20 protein-coding genes and 1 riboswitch are annotated in these 17,099 nt (G+C 70.2%); of the genes, 10 read left to right on the plus strand and 10 right to left on the minus strand.

Annotation, left to right across the window (positions count from 1 at the left end):
- Window positions 1-263: 263 nt before the first annotated feature.
- The 4 genes from ABTZ89_RS20545 to ABTZ89_RS20560 are packed head-to-tail and all read right to left on the minus strand — an operon-like array spanning window position 264 to window position 4,006.
- Window positions 264-884 (minus strand): dihydrofolate reductase family protein, encoded by a 621-nt coding sequence (locus ABTZ89_RS20545; RefSeq protein ID WP_351046979.1) that lies wholly within the window; start codon window positions 882-884, stop codon window positions 264-266.
- A complete protein-coding gene (locus ABTZ89_RS20550; protein ID WP_351046982.1) occupies window positions 881-1,369 on the minus strand; it encodes an SRPBCC domain-containing protein in 489 nt (162 codons plus the stop codon). The genes ABTZ89_RS20545 and ABTZ89_RS20550 overlap by 4 nt, the downstream gene beginning before the upstream one ends.
- Complete coding sequence (locus ABTZ89_RS20555) at window positions 1,366-1,698, minus strand: ArsR/SmtB family transcription factor (RefSeq protein ID WP_270950852.1); 333 nt, start codon at window positions 1,696-1,698, stop codon at window positions 1,366-1,368. The genes ABTZ89_RS20550 and ABTZ89_RS20555 overlap by 4 nt, the downstream gene beginning before the upstream one ends.
- Window positions 1,699-1,753: 55 nt before the next feature.
- Window positions 1,754-4,006, minus strand: coding sequence for a helicase-associated domain-containing protein (locus ABTZ89_RS20560; protein WP_351046985.1), 2,253 nt, complete (start codon window positions 4,004-4,006; stop codon window positions 1,754-1,756).
- A 166-nt stretch (window positions 4,007-4,172) separates the two neighbouring features.
- Here ABTZ89_RS20560 and ABTZ89_RS20565 point away from each other — a divergent pair, with 166 nt between their 5' ends.
- The 4 genes from ABTZ89_RS20565 to ABTZ89_RS20580 all read left to right on the plus strand — a co-directional run bounded on the left by ABTZ89_RS20565 (window position 4,173) and on the right by ABTZ89_RS20580 (window position 7,674).
- Window positions 4,173-4,358, plus strand: coding sequence for a hypothetical protein (locus tag ABTZ89_RS20565; RefSeq protein WP_270950856.1), 186 nt, complete (start codon window positions 4,173-4,175; stop codon window positions 4,356-4,358).
- Between the two features lie 213 nt (window positions 4,359-4,571).
- Complete coding sequence (locus tag ABTZ89_RS20570; protein WP_270950858.1) at window positions 4,572-6,026, plus strand: NAD-dependent malic enzyme; 1,455 nt, start codon at window positions 4,572-4,574, stop codon at window positions 6,024-6,026.
- A 92-nt stretch (window positions 6,027-6,118) separates the two neighbouring features.
- Window positions 6,119-6,592, plus strand: coding sequence for a cyclic pyranopterin monophosphate synthase MoaC (gene moaC, locus ABTZ89_RS20575; RefSeq protein WP_270950860.1), 474 nt, complete (start codon window positions 6,119-6,121; stop codon window positions 6,590-6,592).
- A gap of 167 nt (window positions 6,593-6,759) precedes the next feature.
- On the plus strand, window positions 6,760-7,674 hold the full coding sequence (locus ABTZ89_RS20580) for a molybdenum cofactor biosynthesis protein MoaE (protein WP_270950862.1): 915 nt from the start codon (window positions 6,760-6,762) through the stop codon (window positions 7,672-7,674).
- 48 nt (window positions 7,675-7,722) lie between these two features.
- Here the strand turns inward: ABTZ89_RS20580 and ABTZ89_RS20585 are convergent, their stop codons facing one another.
- A complete protein-coding gene (locus ABTZ89_RS20585) occupies window positions 7,723-8,316 on the minus strand; it encodes a TetR/AcrR family transcriptional regulator (protein ID WP_351046991.1) in 594 nt (197 codons plus the stop codon).
- Between the two features lie 117 nt (window positions 8,317-8,433).
- Between ABTZ89_RS20585 and ABTZ89_RS20590 the strand changes: the two genes are divergently transcribed.
- The gene (locus ABTZ89_RS20590) at window positions 8,434-9,258 is read left to right on the plus strand and encodes an SDR family NAD(P)-dependent oxidoreductase (RefSeq protein ID WP_351046994.1); all 825 of its coding nucleotides are present in this window, start codon (window positions 8,434-8,436) and stop codon (window positions 9,256-9,258) included.
- Window positions 9,259-9,387: 129 nt separating this feature from the next.
- On the opposite strand, the gene ABTZ89_RS20595 is transcribed toward ABTZ89_RS20590, so the two are convergent.
- The 3 genes from ABTZ89_RS20595 to moaA all read right to left on the minus strand — a co-directional run bounded on the left by ABTZ89_RS20595 (window position 9,388) and on the right by moaA (window position 12,065).
- On the minus strand, window positions 9,388-10,005 hold the full coding sequence (locus tag ABTZ89_RS20595; RefSeq protein ID WP_270950865.1) for a transglycosylase family protein: 618 nt from the start codon (window positions 10,003-10,005) through the stop codon (window positions 9,388-9,390).
- Window position 10,006: 1 nt separating this feature from the next.
- Window positions 10,007-10,151, minus strand: a riboswitch (cyclic di-AMP (ydaO/yuaA leader).
- A gap of 569 nt (window positions 10,152-10,720) precedes the next feature.
- On the minus strand, window positions 10,721-11,002 hold the full coding sequence (locus tag ABTZ89_RS20600) for a MoaD/ThiS family protein (RefSeq protein ID WP_351046998.1): 282 nt from the start codon (window positions 11,000-11,002) through the stop codon (window positions 10,721-10,723).
- A 4-nt stretch (window positions 11,003-11,006) separates the two neighbouring features.
- Window positions 11,007-12,065, minus strand: coding sequence for a GTP 3',8-cyclase MoaA (gene moaA / locus ABTZ89_RS20605; RefSeq protein WP_351047001.1), 1,059 nt, complete (start codon window positions 12,063-12,065; stop codon window positions 11,007-11,009).
- Between the two features lie 184 nt (window positions 12,066-12,249).
- On the opposite strand from moaA, the gene ABTZ89_RS20610 reads away from it, so the two are divergent.
- From ABTZ89_RS20610 to ABTZ89_RS20630, 5 genes are all read left to right on the plus strand, one after another.
- Window positions 12,250-12,651: a TOBE domain-containing protein gene (locus ABTZ89_RS20610; protein ID WP_270950869.1), complete on the plus strand. Its 402-nt coding sequence runs from the start codon at window positions 12,250-12,252 to the stop codon at window positions 12,649-12,651.
- Window positions 12,648-13,394, plus strand: a complete 747-nt coding sequence (modA, locus tag ABTZ89_RS20615; RefSeq protein WP_351047005.1) for a molybdate ABC transporter substrate-binding protein — start codon at window positions 12,648-12,650, stop codon at window positions 13,392-13,394. Before ABTZ89_RS20610 ends, modA begins: the two co-directional genes overlap by 4 nt.
- A gap of 83 nt (window positions 13,395-13,477) precedes the next feature.
- Window positions 13,478-14,248, plus strand: a complete 771-nt coding sequence (locus ABTZ89_RS20620) for an ABC transporter permease (protein WP_351047011.1) — start codon at window positions 13,478-13,480, stop codon at window positions 14,246-14,248.
- Window positions 14,245-15,333 (plus strand): sulfate/molybdate ABC transporter ATP-binding protein, encoded by a 1,089-nt coding sequence (locus tag ABTZ89_RS20625; protein WP_351047008.1) that lies wholly within the window; start codon window positions 14,245-14,247, stop codon window positions 15,331-15,333. Before ABTZ89_RS20620 ends, ABTZ89_RS20625 begins: the two co-directional genes overlap by 4 nt.
- Window positions 15,334-15,359: 26 nt before the next feature.
- Complete coding sequence (locus ABTZ89_RS20630) at window positions 15,360-16,124, plus strand: HAD-IIA family hydrolase (protein WP_270950910.1); 765 nt, start codon at window positions 15,360-15,362, stop codon at window positions 16,122-16,124.
- Window positions 16,125-16,157: 33 nt separating this feature from the next.
- Here ABTZ89_RS20630 and ABTZ89_RS20635 read toward each other — a convergent pair whose 3' ends face one another.
- Both ABTZ89_RS20635 and ABTZ89_RS20640 read right to left on the minus strand, forming a co-directional pair.
- Window positions 16,158-16,430, minus strand: coding sequence for a hypothetical protein (locus ABTZ89_RS20635; protein ID WP_270950874.1), 273 nt, complete (start codon window positions 16,428-16,430; stop codon window positions 16,158-16,160).
- Window positions 16,431-16,511: 81 nt separating this feature from the next.
- Window positions 16,512-16,913 (minus strand): YccF domain-containing protein, encoded by a 402-nt coding sequence (locus tag ABTZ89_RS20640; protein ID WP_270950875.1) that lies wholly within the window; start codon window positions 16,911-16,913, stop codon window positions 16,512-16,514.
- Window positions 16,914-17,099 lie beyond the last annotated feature (186 nt).

Here is a 17,099-nt window from a genome sequence, read left to right on the forward strand (position 1 = left end):
GCCCCCGACACGCCGACTCCCGAAACCGCAGTTTCAATTGAAACTGTGATCCGCCGTGCCTGGGTTCCGCAGTTTCAATTGAAACTGCACACCCGGGCGTGTCGGGACCCCGGCGTGTCGGGACCTGTGGACAACTCGGGTCACCTGTGGAGAACTTCCGCAAATTCAATGGAAATCGGACCTTCGATTTCCATTGAATTTGCGTGCCGGACGTCGGAAGCAGGACGTCGGAAGTCCCCGGGGGCTGTAGTTCGTGCTGGTCGTCAGAGGTGTGCGGTGCCTTCGTAGGTGGCCAGGGGTGCCGGGCCGGTGACTTCGTACTCGAGCACCACGAGTCCGCGCGGGGTGATCTGGTGGTCGGTGAGGCGGAGTCCGACGTCGGCGTCGTCCGAGAGCAGGCGTCGGCCCTGGCCGATGATGCTCGGGGTGATGACGAGCCGGAGGGTGTCCACCAGGCCCGCTGCGAGCAGTGATGAGGCGAGCCGGGCGCTGCCGTGGACCTGCAGCTCCCGTCCCGGCGCGGCCCGCAAGGCGCCGACGGTCTCGCCGATGTCGCCGCGCAGCACGGTGGTCGGGTTCCAGGTGCCTTCGGTCAGCGTGTTGCTGACGACGTACTTGGGGAGGGCGTTCATCCGCCCGGTGAAGGGGTCGTCGGGGTCGGTGATCTGCGGCCAGTCGCGCGCGAAAGCCTCGTAGGTGCGTCGCCCGAGGAGCAGCCCGTCCGCGAGGTCGAGCCAGTCCGATGCGCGTTGGACGAACACCTCGTCCAGGTGCGGCACGAACCAGCCGCCGCGCTCGAAGTCGCCGGTGGTGTCCTCGTCGGCGGAGCCGGGGCCTTGGCTCACGCCGTCGAGGGTGACGAACTGGGTGATGGCGATCTTCACGCTGCTCCTCCGCTCTCGACCAGGGCGGTCAGGGCGTCGGCGACCGAGCCCCAGCCGTCGAAGAAGCCCAGCTCCTCGTGCAGGTCGCGGGTGGCGGGGTCGCGGTGGCGCACGGTCACCCGGTAGTCGGTGCCGTCGGGGTGCTCGCCGAGGACGACCTCCGCGGTCATCGCCACCGGTTCGGGGCGGGCGGGCCGCCACGCGCTGCTGATGGCGTTGGTGAACACCAGCCGGCGGTCCGGTTCGGCGATGAGGAACACCCCGTCGGTGTGCGGGACGAACTCGCGGCCGTCCTCGCTCATGCTGGTCACGAACGCGCCGCCGGGCCGGGCGTCGAGCTGGTCGACCCGGGCCAGCGTCGGAGCGGGGACCCACCAGCGCTCCAGCAGCGAGGAGTCGGTCCAGGCGCGCCAGATCGACTGCGGCGATGCGCGGATCACCCGGTGCAGGGTCAGGTCCAGGCGGGGGTCGGCCGCCGCGGTCATGGGGTCTCCTCCGGGTCGGTGACGAGGTTTTCGAGGCGGTCGGTGGCGGCTTCCCAGCTGCGCCGCTGCTCGGCGAGCCAGTCGTCGACGAGGGCGAGGCGTTCGCGGTTGAGCGTGCAGGTGCGGACGCGGCCGGACTTGCTGGTCCGGATCAGCCCGCTCGCCTCCAGGGTGCGGACGTGCTTCATGAACGAGGGCAGCGTGATCGGGAACGGGCGGGCCAGTTCGCCGACGCTGGTGGGGCGGTGTCCGAGGCGTCGGATCACCTGCCGCCGGATGGGATCCGCCAGGGCGACGAAGACGTCGTCTAAGGCGTCATGCTTAGCCATGAGGCTTAGTATTCAGCCGCAGGACACTTAGCGCAACGGCAAAGTGTTGAGTCGGTCAGTCCTCGACGACCGCGACGGTCATGATCCGGTGGAGCGGGTAGTGGCCGAGCTCTTCGCTCGTCGTGTCCACTCCCTGGAGGACCCCGCCCCCGACGCTGACCGGGCGCACCACGCGCTCGCTGCGCACGCCGCGCGTGTCCACGAAGCCCAGCCACACGCTCCGGCGCTCCCGCGCCGCGTCGCGCAGCAGCTGCAGCGTCGCTTCCGCGCTCGGCCGTCCGCGCTCGGGGCTCACGGCGCTGCCGCGCCGCGCCGCCCCTGCGCGGTCGCCCGCGCGCAGCTGCGCGACCAGCTCCGCCAGCTGCTCCGCGCTGGGTCGCGCGATCCCCGCCGGCTGCGCCGGACGGGTCTTGCCGCGCACGCGGCGCCCGCTCTCGCGGAGGTCGATGACGTTGCCGTCGGGGCCTTCCGCCACCGGCGTGAAGCCCGCCGCCCGCAGGGTTTCCACCACGTCGGCCAGCGGCAGCGGGCTGACCAGGACGGTCGGCGCGATGCGGCGGAGTTCGAGCTCCTCGCTCTCCGGTTTGGCCATGATCTCGGCCAGCAGCACCTGGTCGTCGCAGCGCAGGAAGGCCGACGCGGTGCCGGCGCGGAGTCGGCCGTGGCGGCGGGCGACGTCGTCGATCAGGTAGGTCAGGGACTGCGGGATCGGTGTGCGGGAGCGGTTTCGGAACAGCGCGTGCAGGTCGTCGGCGGTGTGCCCGGCGTCGAGCGCGCGGCGGACGCTGGCGTCGCTGATCCGGTAGACCGTTGCGCTGCCCGCGGATTCGACGTCGGCGACGAGCTTCATCTCGATCGCCAGGTCCGGTTCGAGGCGTCCCGGCGCGACGACCGTCAGGTCGGCCTGCACCAGCACGTGGTCCAGCGGTTCGGGCAGCGCGTCGGCCACCGCGCGGGCCGCTTCGGCGCCTCCGTCGGCGAGCAGCACGCGACCAGCGGTGGTCAGCGCGTTCAGCGCCACGATCCCGAGCACGGTGGCCTCGGCGAGGGTCCAGCGCACGAGGTCGTCGCGCAGCCGCCCGCCGCGGCGCGGAGCTCGCCAGGCCAGCACGGCAGCGGCGTCGTCCGGCCGCGCGCCGAAACCGCCGGGGAGTTCGTCCAGGTAGGCGAGGACGCGGCGGCGGTCCTTCGGTGCGAGGGGACGGCGGAGGTCTTCGGACAGCGGGCCGAGCAGGCGGTCCTTCTCGTCGCGGGCGCCGATCAGTCCGGGCAGCCGCGGCAGGTCCAGCCAGGCCTGCGCGAGCGCGGCCCAGCGCTGCTCGGGCGGGGAGGCCAGCCAGGTGTCGGACTGGTAGGTCGGGATCCACTGCGGCTCGGCGGCTTCGCTGTTGGCGACGAGGTTGGCCGCGACGGCGAGCTCCACCAGCAGGCCGAGCCGGTTCTCGTCGACGTCGATCGCCTTGGCGGTGCGGCGGAGATCGCGCACCCCGACGCCTCCGGAGCGCAGCACGTCCGGCGGGTCCTCGCCCCAGGCGCCGAGCAGTTCTTCCACGTGCCGCAGGAGTTCCAGCACCTCACCACCGGCAGTGCTGTCTACTGTGGACTGATCGGATTCGGTGAGGTCCGGGATCGGCTCGTCCGGCTCGACCTCGCCCATCGGCTCGTCCCCGCGCACTGCCAGCGCGAGCTGCCGGGGCAGTTCGACGGTCTCGGCGTCGCGGCGCAGCAGCAATCCCTTGGCCAGCAGGCGCTGCACCGGATTCGTCGCCTGCGCGAGCGGCACGTCCTTGGCGGCGTCCTTGGTCCGGCCGATCGGTGACCCGGCGGCGAGCTTGCCGACCAGCCGCTGCTCCTCCTCGTCGAGATCGGCCAGCGCGGCCTTCGCGGCGTCCTCGGTCAGCTGCTCTGCCCGCCGGCCGAGCCCGGCCGGGAAGTTCGGCAGCACCTCGCGCACGGCGGGCGAGGTGGCCAACGCGTCGTCATCGCCCCAGGCCAGCGCCAGCTGGCGCAGCTTCTCCACGGCCCGCCGGGCCTGCTGCGGGGTGATCTCGCTGCCGAGCATCCCGGCGACGTCGTCGAGCCGGACCGGCGCCAGGTCGGCGTCGAGCAGCACCAGCGCTTCCAGTGCGGCGAGGGTGAACGAGTCCAGGTCTTCGCAGGCCCGCGCCGTCGAGGAGCGCACGCCGATGCGCGTGGCCAGCACCGCGGTGTCCGGGGGCGGTGGCGTCGCGAGGTCGGGACGAGCGCGCAGCAGCGCCACGAGGGTCTCGTCACTGCGTTCCCGCAGCCAATCCGCTAGCGAAGACATCCCCACCACGATACCCAGCGAACCACCAGCGCGGACCCGGTCGAGCAGCGCGCCGCGGCGCGGAACGGCCCGCTGGAATATGGCCGTGCACACCCTTGGATGAGGTTGACCTCCGCATCCGGCAAACTGGACCTGGACCGTTAGCCGGAATGCACAGGAGGACGACGTGGCCGGCAAGACCAACAAGGACCGCATTGACCCGACTTGGCCGAAGGTCACCGACGGCGAGCACGCGGTGAGCGAGTTCTGGGCCGACAAGCAGGGCGCGCTGTCCCCGTTCGGCGACACCACCTTCCCGCTCTCGCAGGAGACCGTGCCGTACCACCACCCGGTCACGCGCATCAACAAGTGACCCGGTTGTCAAGGGCAACCCATCGGTAACGGGACCGGACGTCGCTCACACCGGGGAAAGTTTTAGGATTTTTCGTAGTGGGTGAAGTTCGGCTCGCTTAGCACGCCCGATGGGCTTGCATCCCGGATGAGCGATCCACTCCGGCGGTCGGCGGGCCGCCGGAGAACGGCACCCCACCAAGTCCATAGCCGTACCGCTCGACAGGGGTGTGCCATGCCGGTTCCAGGTCCGGGTTACTCGATCACCGTGCGCGTCGAGGCTCCGCCGTCGACGACCGCCGCGGGCGATCTGACCAGCGCGATCGGACGCGCGGGCGGAGTCATCACGGCGTTCGACGTCGTCGAGTCCCACGCCGATCGCATCGTCGTCGACATCACCTGCAACGCGAGGTCCGCCGACCACGCCAACGACCTCGCCGAGGTCCTCGACGGGCTGCCCGGGGTCCGCATCCGCAAGATCTCGGACCGGACGTTCCTGCTCCACCTCGGCGGCAAGATCGAGGTCAACTCGCGGGTCGCGCTGAACAACCGCGACGACCTGTCCCGCGCCTACACGCCGGGTGTGGCCCGGGTGTGCACCGCGATCGCGGACAACCCCGAGGACGCCCGCCGCCTGACCGTCAAGCGCAACGCGGTCGCGGTGGTCACCGACGGCTCCGCCGTGCTCGGCCTGGGCAACATCGGGCCGGAGGCCGCGCTGCCGGTGATGGAGGGCAAGGCGGCCCTGTTCAAGAAGTTCGCCGGGGTCAACGCCTGGCCGGTGTGCCTGGACACCCAGGACACCGAGGAGATCATCCGCGCCGTCGAGCTGATCGCCCCCGTCTACGGCGGCATCAACCTCGAGGACATCGCGGCCCCGCGCTGCTTCGAGATCGAGGCCCGGCTGCGGGAGAAGCTGAACATCCCGGTCTTCCACGACGACCAGCACGGCACCGCGATCGTGGTGCTCAGCGCGCTGCGCAACGCACTGCGCGTGGTGGACAAGGACATCGCCGACTGCCGCATCGTGGTGTGCGGCGTGGGCGCGGCCGGTTCGGCGATCATCCGCCTGCTGCAGCACAAGAAACCGGCCGACATCATCGCGGTCGACATCGACGGCATCGTCCACACCGGACGCGGCGACAGCGACCCGAACCTGCAGTCCATCGCCGCGGGCACCAACAAGGACGGCCGCACCGGCAGCCTCTCCGAGGCGGTGCGCGGCGCGGACGTGTTCATCGGCGTCTCGGCGCCGAACCTGCTGACCGCCGACGACGTGGCGTCGATGAACGAGGACTCGATCGTCTTCGCGCTGGCCAACCCGGACCCGGAGATCGACCCGCTCGAGGCGCAGAAGCACGCCAAGATCGTGGCGACGGGCCGCAGCGACTACCCGAACCAGATCAACAACGTGCTGGCGTTCCCCGGTGTCTTCCGGGGTCTGCTCGACGCGCACGCGCACCAGATCACCGACGACATGATGATCGCGGCGTCCAACGCGATCGCCGACGTCGTCGACGGCGAGCGCCTCAACGCGTCGTTCATCGTCCCGAGCGTCTTCGACTCGGCGGTTTCCCCGGCGGTCGCCGATGCCGTCAAGAAGGCGGCCCTCGCGGCCAAGTCCGGCGAACCGTCCCCCGAGGGCGGCTCCTCCCTGCCGTGGAGCATGGCCGAGGACATCGACTTCTGATCCCACCGCTGAAGGGCGCCTCCGAGCTGATCGGAGGCGCCCTTCGCGCTTCCGCGGATCAGGGGAGTCCTCAGGTGCTTTAGGCTCGGGGCATGGCGCAGGATGAGCTCACGCACGTCGACGAGACCGGTGCGGCGCGGATGGTCGACGTGTCCGAGAAGGCGGCCACCGCCCGCCGGGCCGTCGCCACCGGGGTGGTGCGGACGACGCCCGAGGTGATCGCCCTGCTGCGCCGGGACGACCTGCCGAAGGGCGACGCGATCGCCACCGCCCGCATCGCGGGCATCATGGCCGCCAAGCGCACCCCGGACCTGATCCCGCTGTGCCACCCGATCGCCATCTCCGGCGCGAAGGTCGAGCTCGAGATGGGCGAGTCCGAGGTCCGGATCACCGCCACGGTCAAGACCACCGACCGCACCGGGGTCGAGATGGAGGCCCTCACCGCCGTCGCGGGCGCCGGCCTCACCCTCCACGACATGATCAAGGCCGTGGACCCTGCCGCAGTCCTCGACGAGGTCCGGGTGGAGCGCAAAGAAGGCGGCAAGACCGGCACCTGGACCCGCTGATTCCGGGCCCGGCCAGTCCGCAGTTTCAATTGAAACTGCGCTCCCCAGGCACGCCGATCCGCAGTTTCAATTGAAACTGCGGCCCTGCTTGAGGTGAGGTCGGTGGGTCGCGGAGGATGGCCTTGCGGCGGCCGGTCGGTGGTGCGCGCAACACACAGGAGGTCTCCATGACGAGGACAGCGCGGGTGATCGCCGCGTCCAACCGCGCCGCAGCCGGGGTGTACCCGGATCGCACGGGACCGGTGATCGTCGAGTGGCTGCGCACCCGCGGGTTCGAGACGCCCGACCCCGTCGTGGTGCCCGACGGCGACCCGGTGGGGGAGGAGCTGCGCCGCGCGGTCGCCGCCGACGCGGACGTCGTGATCACCACCGGCGGCACCGGGATCAACCCGAGCGACCGGACTCCCGAGGTCACCGCGTCCGTGCTGGACTACCCGATCCCCGGGCTGGCCGAGGCGATCCGCTCGGCGGGCTTGCCGCAGGTCCCGACCGCAGTGCTGTCCCGAGGTCTGGCGGGGGTCAGCGGCCGGACGCTGATCGTGAACCTCCCGGGCTCGCGCGGCGGGGTCAAGGACGGCCTCGGCGTGCTGGAAGGGGTCCTCGACCACGCCGTCGACCAGCTGCACGGCGGTGACCACGCGGCGCCGAACCGCGCTGCGGCGGAGGTCCTGCGCGCCGACGTGACCGAGGACGTCATCGACGTCGACGCCCTGGCCCGCTCGGTCGAGCACCGCGCGGCGGGCGCGGTGGTGACCTTCGGCGGAGTCGTGCGCGACCACGACGGCGGTCGCGGCGTGCAGGAGCTGGAGTACACCGGGCACCCCAGCGCGAACGACGTGATCGTCGAGGTGGCGCAGGACATCGCGGCGCGCTTCGACGGCGTGCGAGCGATCGCGGTCTCGCACCGCATCGGCCTGCTCAAGATCGGCGACGTCGCCCTGGGCTGCGCGGTCGCGGCCGAGCACCGCAAGCAGGCCTTCTCGGCTTGTTCGGAGCTGGTGGACGAGGTGAAGCGCCGGCTGCCGATCTGGAAGCGGCAGGTGTTCGACGACGGCGCCGAGGAATGGGTCAACTGCCCGTGACCTCGAGTTCTCGTGAGCGGCGATGGCGGTAAGAACCACCATCGCCACTCACGCGGGGAAGGCGCGGAGGGTGGCTTCGACGAGTGCGTCGGCGAAGGCGTCGTCGAGCGGGCCTGAGCGCGTCAGCCACCGCTGCGTCAGCGGTGCGTACAGGAAGTCCAGGACCAGGTCGAGGTCGGCGTCGGCGTCGAGCTGACCTGCGGTTTGCGCGCTGCGCAGGCGCTGCTTCTTCGCCTCGCGCATCGGCGCTTCCATCTTCTCGCGGTAGGTCGCGGCCAGCTCCGGGTCGTTGATGATCTCGGTGTGCAGCGCCCGGATCGGGGCTTCGAACTCGGCGTCGGCGAACTCGGCCGCCGTCGCGCGCAGCACGGTCTTGAGATCGGCTTCGAGGTCGCCGGTGTCGGGCAGCGCGATGCCGTCCTCGCCTTCGCTCAGCGCGAGGATCGAGTCGAACACGACCGCGCCCTTCGACGACCACCAGCGGTAGATCGTCTGCTTGCCGACGCCGGCGCGCGCGGCGATCGCCTCGATCGTCAGCTTGGCGTAGCCGACCTCGCTGACGAGTTCGCGCGCTGCGGTCAGGATCGCCGTCCGCGATCGCTCGCTGCGGCGGGTGGAATCGGGGCGCTTCTCCGGGGGCACGTGCCCAGGCTATCCAAAACGAGACGTTCCGTCTTGACACGAGTGGCGAACCCGGCGCATGCTGATGCTGAAACGAGACGGACCGTATCGTCTCGTAAAGAGTGAGAGAGGCAACGCATGCGAAACGGCGAACCCCGCACCTGGTTCATCACCGGCGCCGCCCGCGGACTCGGCCGGGCGTTCACCGAAGCGGCCCTGGCCGCGGGCGATCAGGTCGTCGGCATCGCCAGGGACGTCGCGCCGCTGGACGAGCTGGTCGCGACCAGCGGCGGCCGCCTGGTCGCGTTCTCCCTGGACGTCTCCGACCGCGCCGCGGTCTTCGCCGGCGTCGAGCGGGCGGTGGCGGCGTTCGGACGGCTCGACGTCGTGGTCAACAACGCCGGTGGCTCCATCCTCGGCATGCTCGAGGAGATCACCGAGGAGCAGGCCCGAGCGCACCTGGACACCAATTTCTTCGGCGCGCTCTGGGTGAGCCAGGCAGTCGTGCCGCACCTGCGCAGGCAGGGCTCCGGGCACGTCCTCGCCGTCTCGTCGATGGGCCCGTACGGCGGTTTCGCGTCGGCCGGGCTCTACGGGGCGGGCAAGGCGGCACTCGACTCGATGACCGAGGCGCTGGCGATGGAGGTGGAGCGCTTCGGGATCAAGGTGACGATCCTCGGCCCGGGCGGCTATCGGACCGAGCTGTTCACCAGGGGCCTGACCACGGCGGAGGAGAACGAGGCGTACGCCCCGCTACGCGAGTGGCTGCAGGGCATGTGGTCCGCGTCCGAGGACTTCGACCCGGAGCTGGCGGCCGAGGTCGTCGTGGAAGTGGTGGACATGCCGGAGCCCCCGAAGCGGCTGATCCTCGGCGGCGCGGCCTACGACATGGTCGTCGGGATGAACCGGGGCCTCGAGGCGGAGCTGGCGAAGTGGGAGCACCTCAGCCGCCGGGCGGACTGAACACCCGAAAATGACGGGACCCCCACCGCTGGGGGCGTGCGGTGGGGGTCCCGAGAAGGGGCGGAGTACGTGCCGTGTCGGGGGGTACGACACGTACTCCTCGCCGACCGGCTCAGCCGGCCGACCAGATCACTTGATGTCGAGCTGCTGGCCCGGGAAGATCAGGTTCGGGTCGCTGATGATGCTCGAGTTGCGCTCGGCGATCTGCTTGTAGTCGACGCCGAACTTCTCGCCGATCTTGCCCAGCGTGTCGCCCAGCTGCACGGTGTAGTCCGCGCCGTTGGTCTTGACCGTCGACTTGGTCGTGGTCTTCTTGGTCTGGGTCTGCGACTGGGTGCTGACCTGCTTCTTGGTCTGCACCTTGGTGCTCGTCTTGGTGCTGCCGCTCTCCCAGTTGGTCTTGGCGGTGCAGCCCGGCCAGGCGTTGGCGCCCTGCGCGGCCAGGACCTTCTCGGCCACCGCGATCTGCTGCTCGCGGGACGCGAGGTGGGCGCTGCTGGCGTACTGGGTGCCACCGAAGGCGGACCAGGTGGACTGCGTGAACTGCAGGCCGCCGTAGAAGCCGTTGCCGGTGTTGATGCTCCAGTTACCGCTGCTCTCGCACTGCGCGAGGGTGTCCCAGTCGGCTGCGTTTGCCATCGGGGCGATCGCGATCGGGGTTGCGACCACCGCGCCGGCGACGGCGACACGGGCAACGGTGCGGCTGGTATTGGAAGGCTTGCGGTGCTTGCCCTTGTAGCGAGCCATGTTCCTCTCTCCTGCCGCGCCTGCGAGGTCAGCTGTCGGGTTCGGGCTGAGAGGCAGCCCGGCCGGCTCGGGGGAACCGGCTTCACCCCTAGGGCTTCGGGGAGCCCGGGATTGGGTCCCCCGCCCCTGTCCGGTGTTTCTCGTTTCGGGGGTCGGAAGCCCGCCGGACAGGGTTCGGCGCTGCGGGCTTCCCGCTCTTGCTGATCGGTTCGGGGCCGACCGATGAGCGACACTACGTAACCAACGGGGAGATCCCAAATCTTCTGCCATGTGACGGTGGTCACGTAACAAGTGGGGCAGATGCTCCGATCCGTGGTGTTTCTGCTGATCAGAGCGTTGTTATCAAGTCGTTTTCTAGTCGAGATCGATCACCGTCGGTGAGGCGTGGGTCACCACATTGCTCCCGTCCGGGAACCCCCGTCGCACCCGTTCGCGCCACTCGGAGGGGTGGCGTTCCGGCTCGATCACGCGTGCGCGGGTGTGCGGAAGCGATCACGAACCGGGTTCACGTCGAAGCGGAGGGTAGCGATCTGCGTCACTGGATCAGGCGCCGTTAAGGCTGCCGAAGGACGTGATTGCGAAGTCAAGATCGACACGGCTCTGCCGATGCCGAAATGTCACCTGGATGAGGATGTACGACATGCCGGGGCATGTTGTATTCGCACGTGCGCGCGCACGCGCGCGCAGTAGATACAGTGCGCTGCGAGCCGCCGGTTCAGCCGCCGGCGAACGGGGGGAGGACGTCGAGCGTCGCGGAGGCGGGAACAGCGGTCCCGCGGTCTCGGACGGCGACTCCGTCGAGGAGGAAGCTGCAGGCCGGGAGCACCTTCGCCAGGCCTTCGCCGCGCAGGTCCAGGACTGCCGAGATGACGTCCGAGACGGTCGTCGGGCCCGACAGGCGCACCGTCTCCTCCGGGACTCCAGCGGCAGCGCGTGCTCCTGCGAAGTAGCGCACCTGCACCGCCACCGCTTCGGTCTGCTCCGGCATCGCCGTCATCCGCTCAACCCCCGATTGCGCTCATCGGCCGGGACGGCTGCGCGAACTCGCCCGAGTCCATGCCGTGCCCGGCGGCCTTCGCCCACATCGTGCCCTGCCACAGCCGGACCAGTTCGGCGTCCTCTGCTCCGGCGCGCATCGGCCCCCGCAGGTCCGTCTCCGTGGTGGAGAACAGGCAGGAGCGCAGCTGGCCGTCCGCGGTCAGCCGCGTGCGGTCGCAGGCCGCGCAGAACGGCCGGGTGACCGAGCCGATCACGCCCACCGTCGCGGGCCCGCCGTCGACCAGCCAGCGCTCCGCGGGTGCCGAGCCGCGCTCGGCGACGTCCGGGCTGAGGTCGAACTCGGCGCTGAGCCGGTCCAGGATCTCGTCGGCGGTGATCATCTGCGAGCGGTCCCAGCCGTGCTGGGCGTCCAGCGGCATCTGCTCGATGAACCGCAGCTGGTAGCCGTGCTCGATGCAGTAGCGCAGCAGGTCGCAGGCCTCGTGGTCGTTGATCCCGCGCATCAGCACCGCGTTGACCTTGACCGGTTCCAGCCGCATCCGCTTGGCCGCGGCCAGCCCGGCCAGCACGTCGTCGAGCCGATCGCGCCTGGTCAGCTCCTTGAACACCGCGCGGTCGAGGGTGTCCAGCGAGACGTTGACCCGGTTCAGCCCGGCGCGCACCAGGGGTTCGGCGTAGTTGCCGAGGTTGATGCCGTTGGTGGTCAGCGAGGTCTTCGGGCCGCTGGGCAGCGCGGCGGTCGCGGCGATGATGTCCACCAGGTCCTGCCGCAGCAGCGGTTCGCCGCCGGTGAACCGGACCGCGGTCACGCCGAGCTCCTCGACGGCGATGCGGATCAGCCGGTTCATCTCGTCGGTGTCGAGCAGCTCCGCGCGCTTGAGCCAGGGCAGCCCCTCGGCCGGCATGCAGTAGGTGCAGCGGAGGTTGCACTTGTCGATGAGGGACACGCGCAGATCGGTGGCGATCCGTCCGAACCGGTCCACCAGCTTCGGCGTATCCGGTCGTTCGGACGTGTCGATCGTGCTGCGCACGAAGGGAATTCCCAGGTCCACCGCGGTCACCCCACGACCCTAACGCGCCGGACCGGTGAATTTCGATCGCCGGAGGGCATTTGTGCGCAATCCACGAGGGTCTCGTGCGCGGATGGATCTCCGGTCGGAGGAACGCACGAAACCTGTTGATGTTCCGGATTTGCGGGTACTCCACTCTGGATCGCACCGCAGATGCGGAAGTAGTGTCCTTCACGTGCCGCAATATCGGATCGCAGAAGCTGCCGGACTGCTCGGCGTCAGCGACGACACGGTGCGCCGGTGGGTCGACGGGGGACAGCTGCAGGCGCAGCGGGACGCCTCCGGACGGCTCGTGGTGGACGGCGCCGCGCTCGCCGAGTTCGCCCGCGAGCAGGCGCGCTCCACACCCGATCCGTCCGGCGTCGGCCGCTCGGCCCGCAACCGGTTGGTCGGGCTGGTGACCGAGGTCGTGTCGGACAAGGTGATGTCCCAAGTGGAGATGCAGTGCGGTCCGCACCGGGTGGTGTCGCTGATGAGCACCGAGGCCGTGCACGAGCTCGGCCTGCGCCCGGGAGTGCTGGCGGTGGCCGTGGTCAAGTCGACCAACGTCGTGGTGGAGACACCGGGAGAAGGATGATGTCGAAGCTCAAGATGATCGCCGGCGCCCTGCTGGCCCTGGTGCTGCTGGCCGGCTGCGGTCAGACCGGGTCCGAGCAGCAGCGCACGCTGACCGTGCTGGCCGCGGCGTCGCTGACCGAGTCCTTCGACGAGCTGGGCGCCCGGTTCACCGCTGAACATCCAGATGTGCAGGTGCAGTTCGACTACCAGGGCTCTTCGACGCTGGCCGAGCAGATCAAGCAGGGGCGTCCGGCGGACGTCTTCGCCTCGGCGGACCAGAAGAACATGGACAAGGTGCGCGACCTCGTCGGCGACCCGCGGACCTTCGCGACGAACAAGCTGGCGATCGTGGTCCCGCCGGGCAACCCCGGGAAGATCGGCTCGCTGGCGGATCTGGCCGGTGACCACGCCGTGGTGGTGTGCGCGCCGCAGGTGCCGTGCGGCTCGGCGACGCAGAAGGTGACGCGGGCGGCGGGCGTGCAGGTCAAGCCGGTGAGCGAGGAGAACGACGTCAAATCCGTGCTGCAGAAGGTGATCGCGGGCGAGGCCGACGCCGGGCTGGTCTACGTCACCGACGCGAAGGAGGCCGGGCAGCAGGTCCAGGTGATCGACTTCCCGCAGGCCGAGCAGGCGGTCAACGACTACCCGATCGCCACCATCAAGGCCGCCCCGCAGTCCGACGCGGCGGCCCAGTTCGTCGAGTTCGTCCACGGCCCGGTCGGCCGCGAGATCCTCACCAAGCACGGCTTCGGTGCACCGTGAGTCCGCAAATTCCATTGAAATCGGACGTCCAATTTCAATGGAAATCGCGTGCCCGATTTCCATTGAAATCGCGCACGACCCAGGTGCCGGTGGTGCTGTGGGTGCCCGCAGTGCTGGGGTTGGCGCTGGTGGCGCTGCCCGTTCTCGGGCTCCTGACCAGGGTTGATCCGGTTCAGCTGCCGGAGCTGCTGCTGAGCCCGGCGGCACTCGACGCGTTGCGGTTGTCGGTGGTCACCGGGCTCATCTCGACCGGCTTGGCACTGGTGCTCGGTGGCCCGCTGGCGCTGGTGCTGGCGAGGTCGCGGATGCGCGGACTGCGCGTGCTGCGGGCGTTCGTGCTGCTGCCGCTGGTCCTGCCGCCGGTCGTCGGCGGTCTGGCCCTGCTCTACCTGCTCGGGCGCACCGGGCCGCTCGGCGGGCTGCTCGACGTCGTCGGGATCCGGCTGCCGTACACGACGACGGCCGTCGTGCTGGCGCAGACGTTCGTCGCGATGCCGTTCCTCGTGGTCGGGCTGGAAGGCGCGCTGCGGACCGCCGGCGGGCGCTACGAGCAGGTCGCCGCGACGCTGGGCTCCGGGCCGTGGTTGACCTTCCGGCGGGTGACCGTGCCTCTGCTGCTGCCCGCGCTCGGGTCGAGCCTGGTGCTGACGTTCGCGCGCGCCTTGGGCGAATTCGGCGCGACGATCACCTTCGCCGGTAGCTTGCAGGGCACCACCCGCACCCTGCCGCTGGCCATCTACACCACCGCGCAGTCCGATGTGGACGCTGCGGTGGCGATGTCGTTGTTGCTGGTGGTGCTGGCCCTCGTGGTGATCGTGGTGGCCCGCCCCAAGGCGGTGGAAGGACGGCTTTGAACGGGTTGCGGACCGACGTCGAGTTCCGCCGCGCGGAGTTCGCGCTGCGCGCCGAGTTCGAGGTCGCGCCGGGCGAGGTGCTGGCGGTGCTCGGCCCGAACGGAGCGGGCAAGTCGACCTTGCTGTCGGTGCTGGCCGGGCAGCTGGTGCCGGACCGGGGGCGCGTCGAGCTCGACGGCGTCCCGTGGCTGGACACCGAGCGCGGGATCGCGGTCCCGACGCACCGGCGGGGTGTCGGACTGCTCGCGCAGAACGCACTGCTGTTCCCGAACATGACGGCCCTGGAGAACGTGGCCTTCGGGCCCCGCGCGGCCGGGGTCGGCAAGGCCGAGGCGCGGGAGATCGCCGAGCACTGGCTGTCCGAAGTGGACGTCGCAGGGCTCGCAGGGCGCCGCCCCGGGCAGCTCTCCGGTGGTCAGGCGCAGCGCGTCGCGCTGGCTCGCGCGCTGGCCGCCAACCCGCAGCTGCTGCTGCTCGACGAGCCGCTGGCCGCGCTCGACGTGGACGCCGCTCCGGCGATGCGAGGCCTGCTGCACCAAGTGCTCGGGCAGCAGGACAAGCCGACGGTGCTGGTCACCCACGACGTGCTGGACGCGGTCGTGCTCGCCGACCGGCTCGTGGTGCTGCTCGACGGCTGCATCGTCGAGCAGGGCCCCACCCGCGAAGTCCTGGCCAGGCCGAAGGAACCCTTCACCGCGCGGATCGCCGGGCTCAACCTGGTGCCGGGAATCGCGAAGGACAACGGGGTCGAGTTCGGCGACACCGTGCTCAGCGGTCGCATCGCCGAAGACCTGGACCAGGGCGAACCCGCCGCCGCGGTGTTCGCACCCGCCGCCGTCGCGGTGCACCGCGAGCAGCCGGGCGGCAGCCCGCGCAACGCGATCCGGGTCCGGCTGGCCGGGCTGGAACCGCGCGGCGACGTCGTGCGGGTGCGCGGCGTGGTGCGGGACTGCTCGCTGGTCGCGGACGTCACCCCGGCGGCCGTCGCCGACCTGCGGCTCGCCCCCGACGACGAGGTGTGGTTCGCGATCAAGGCGGCTGAGGTAGCAATCCACCCGCTATCGGGAGGATCATCTGGGGCGTGACTGAGCCATCCCCCTGGACCTACCTGATGGACATGGACGGCGTGCTCGTCCACGAAGAGCACATGGTGCCCGGCGCGGACGCCCTGCTGGCGGCGCTGCGGGAGAACCACGTCCCGTTCATGGTCTTCACCAACAACTCGATCTACACCCCGCGCGACCTGCGGGCCCGGCTGCTGCGCACCGGGCTGGACGTCCCGGAGGAGGCGATCTGGACCTCGGCGCTGGCCACCGCGCAGTTCCTGGAGAACCAGCGCCCGGGCGGCTCGGCCTACGTCGTCGGCGAATCGGGGCTGACCACGGCGCTGCACAACATCGGTTACGTGCTCACCGACCGGGACCCCGACTACGTGATCCTCGGCGAGACGCGCACCTACAGCTTCGAGGCGATAACCAAGGCGATCCGGCTCGTCGAGGCAGGCGCCCGGTTCATCGCCACGAACCCGGACGAGAAGGGGCCGAGCCGCGAGGGCACGCTGCCGGCCACCGGCGCGGTCGCCGCGCTGATCGAACGGGTCACCGGGCGCGCGCCGTACTACGTGGGCAAGCCGAACCCGCTGATGATGCGCTCGGCGCTGCGGCACCTCGGGGTGCACTCGGAGAACACGCTGATGATCGGCGACCGGATGGACACCGACGTGCGGTCCGGTCTGGAATCCGGGCTGAAAACGATCCTGGTGCTGTCCGGGATCTCCAACGAGTCGACCGCCGAGCTGTTCCCCTACCGGCCGACGAAGGTGGTCAGCTCCGTGGCCGACCTGGTCGACAACGTCCTGGACCCGTTCAAGTCGTGACCGCGGTCGTGGGTGCGCGGCGGGGCTGCGCACTCACGACGTGCGGTTCGTGGCCGCCTGGGACGGCAGGTCGATGGCGCTGGCGACGTGGTTGAGCTCGTCGGCCATCCGCTCGGCCGCGTCGCGCACCAGCTCGGCGCGGCGGGCCAACGAGCTCGACCAGTGGCGCTGGGCGGCCGCCAGCCGGTCGAACAGGTCGGCCTGCAGCCGCAAGCGCTCCACCTCGGCCCAGTCGGCGGCCCCGGGGTGCCGGAAGGCGCGCTCTATGGCGGCGGCGACTCGCTCCAGCTCGAGTTCGGTGATCACTGGCACCCCCCGGAATCGGTGATGGGCTGACGTAGGAGAGAGGCATTCGGAGCAGTCCCTCGTACGCCGGTGTGCCGAAAATCACCCTGCGCGCATGAACGCGTACGCGTCGTCCGCGTCCACGATCCGCTTGCCCAGCGGCATCAGGGAGACCGGGATCAGCTTGAAGTTGGCGATGCCCAGCGGGATTCCGATGATCGTGATGCACTGCGCGATGCCGGTCAGGATGTGCCCGAGCGCGAGCCACCAGCCGGCGAGCACCAGCCACAGGATGTTGCCGATGCCGGCCATGGCGCCCGAGGTGGGCTCGTCCACCAGACGTCGGCCGAACGGCCACAGCGCGAAGTTCGCCATCCGGAACGAGGCGATCGCGAACGGGATGCCGATGATCGTGATGGTCAGCAGGATCCCGGCGAACGCGTACCCCAGCGCCATCCACAAGCCCCCGAAGACCAGCCAGATGACGTTCAGCAATAACCGCATGCCCCCACCGTGCCACCAGCCGACCGCCCGGCGAATCGGGGTTTCCCCTCATGCCTCCGCCTGGCCCCGGAGCTGCAGTTTCAATTGAAACTGCGATCCGCCGTGCCTGGGTTCCGCAGTTTCAATTGAAACTGTGGTCCACGATGTGGGACGCACCAACCTCGGCCTGCTCATCGGCCAGCAGNC

This window comes from Saccharopolyspora sp. NPDC002686 (assembly GCF_040295745.1).
Taxonomy (GTDB): Bacteria; Actinomycetota; Actinomycetes; order Mycobacteriales; family Pseudonocardiaceae; genus Saccharopolyspora; species Saccharopolyspora oryzae.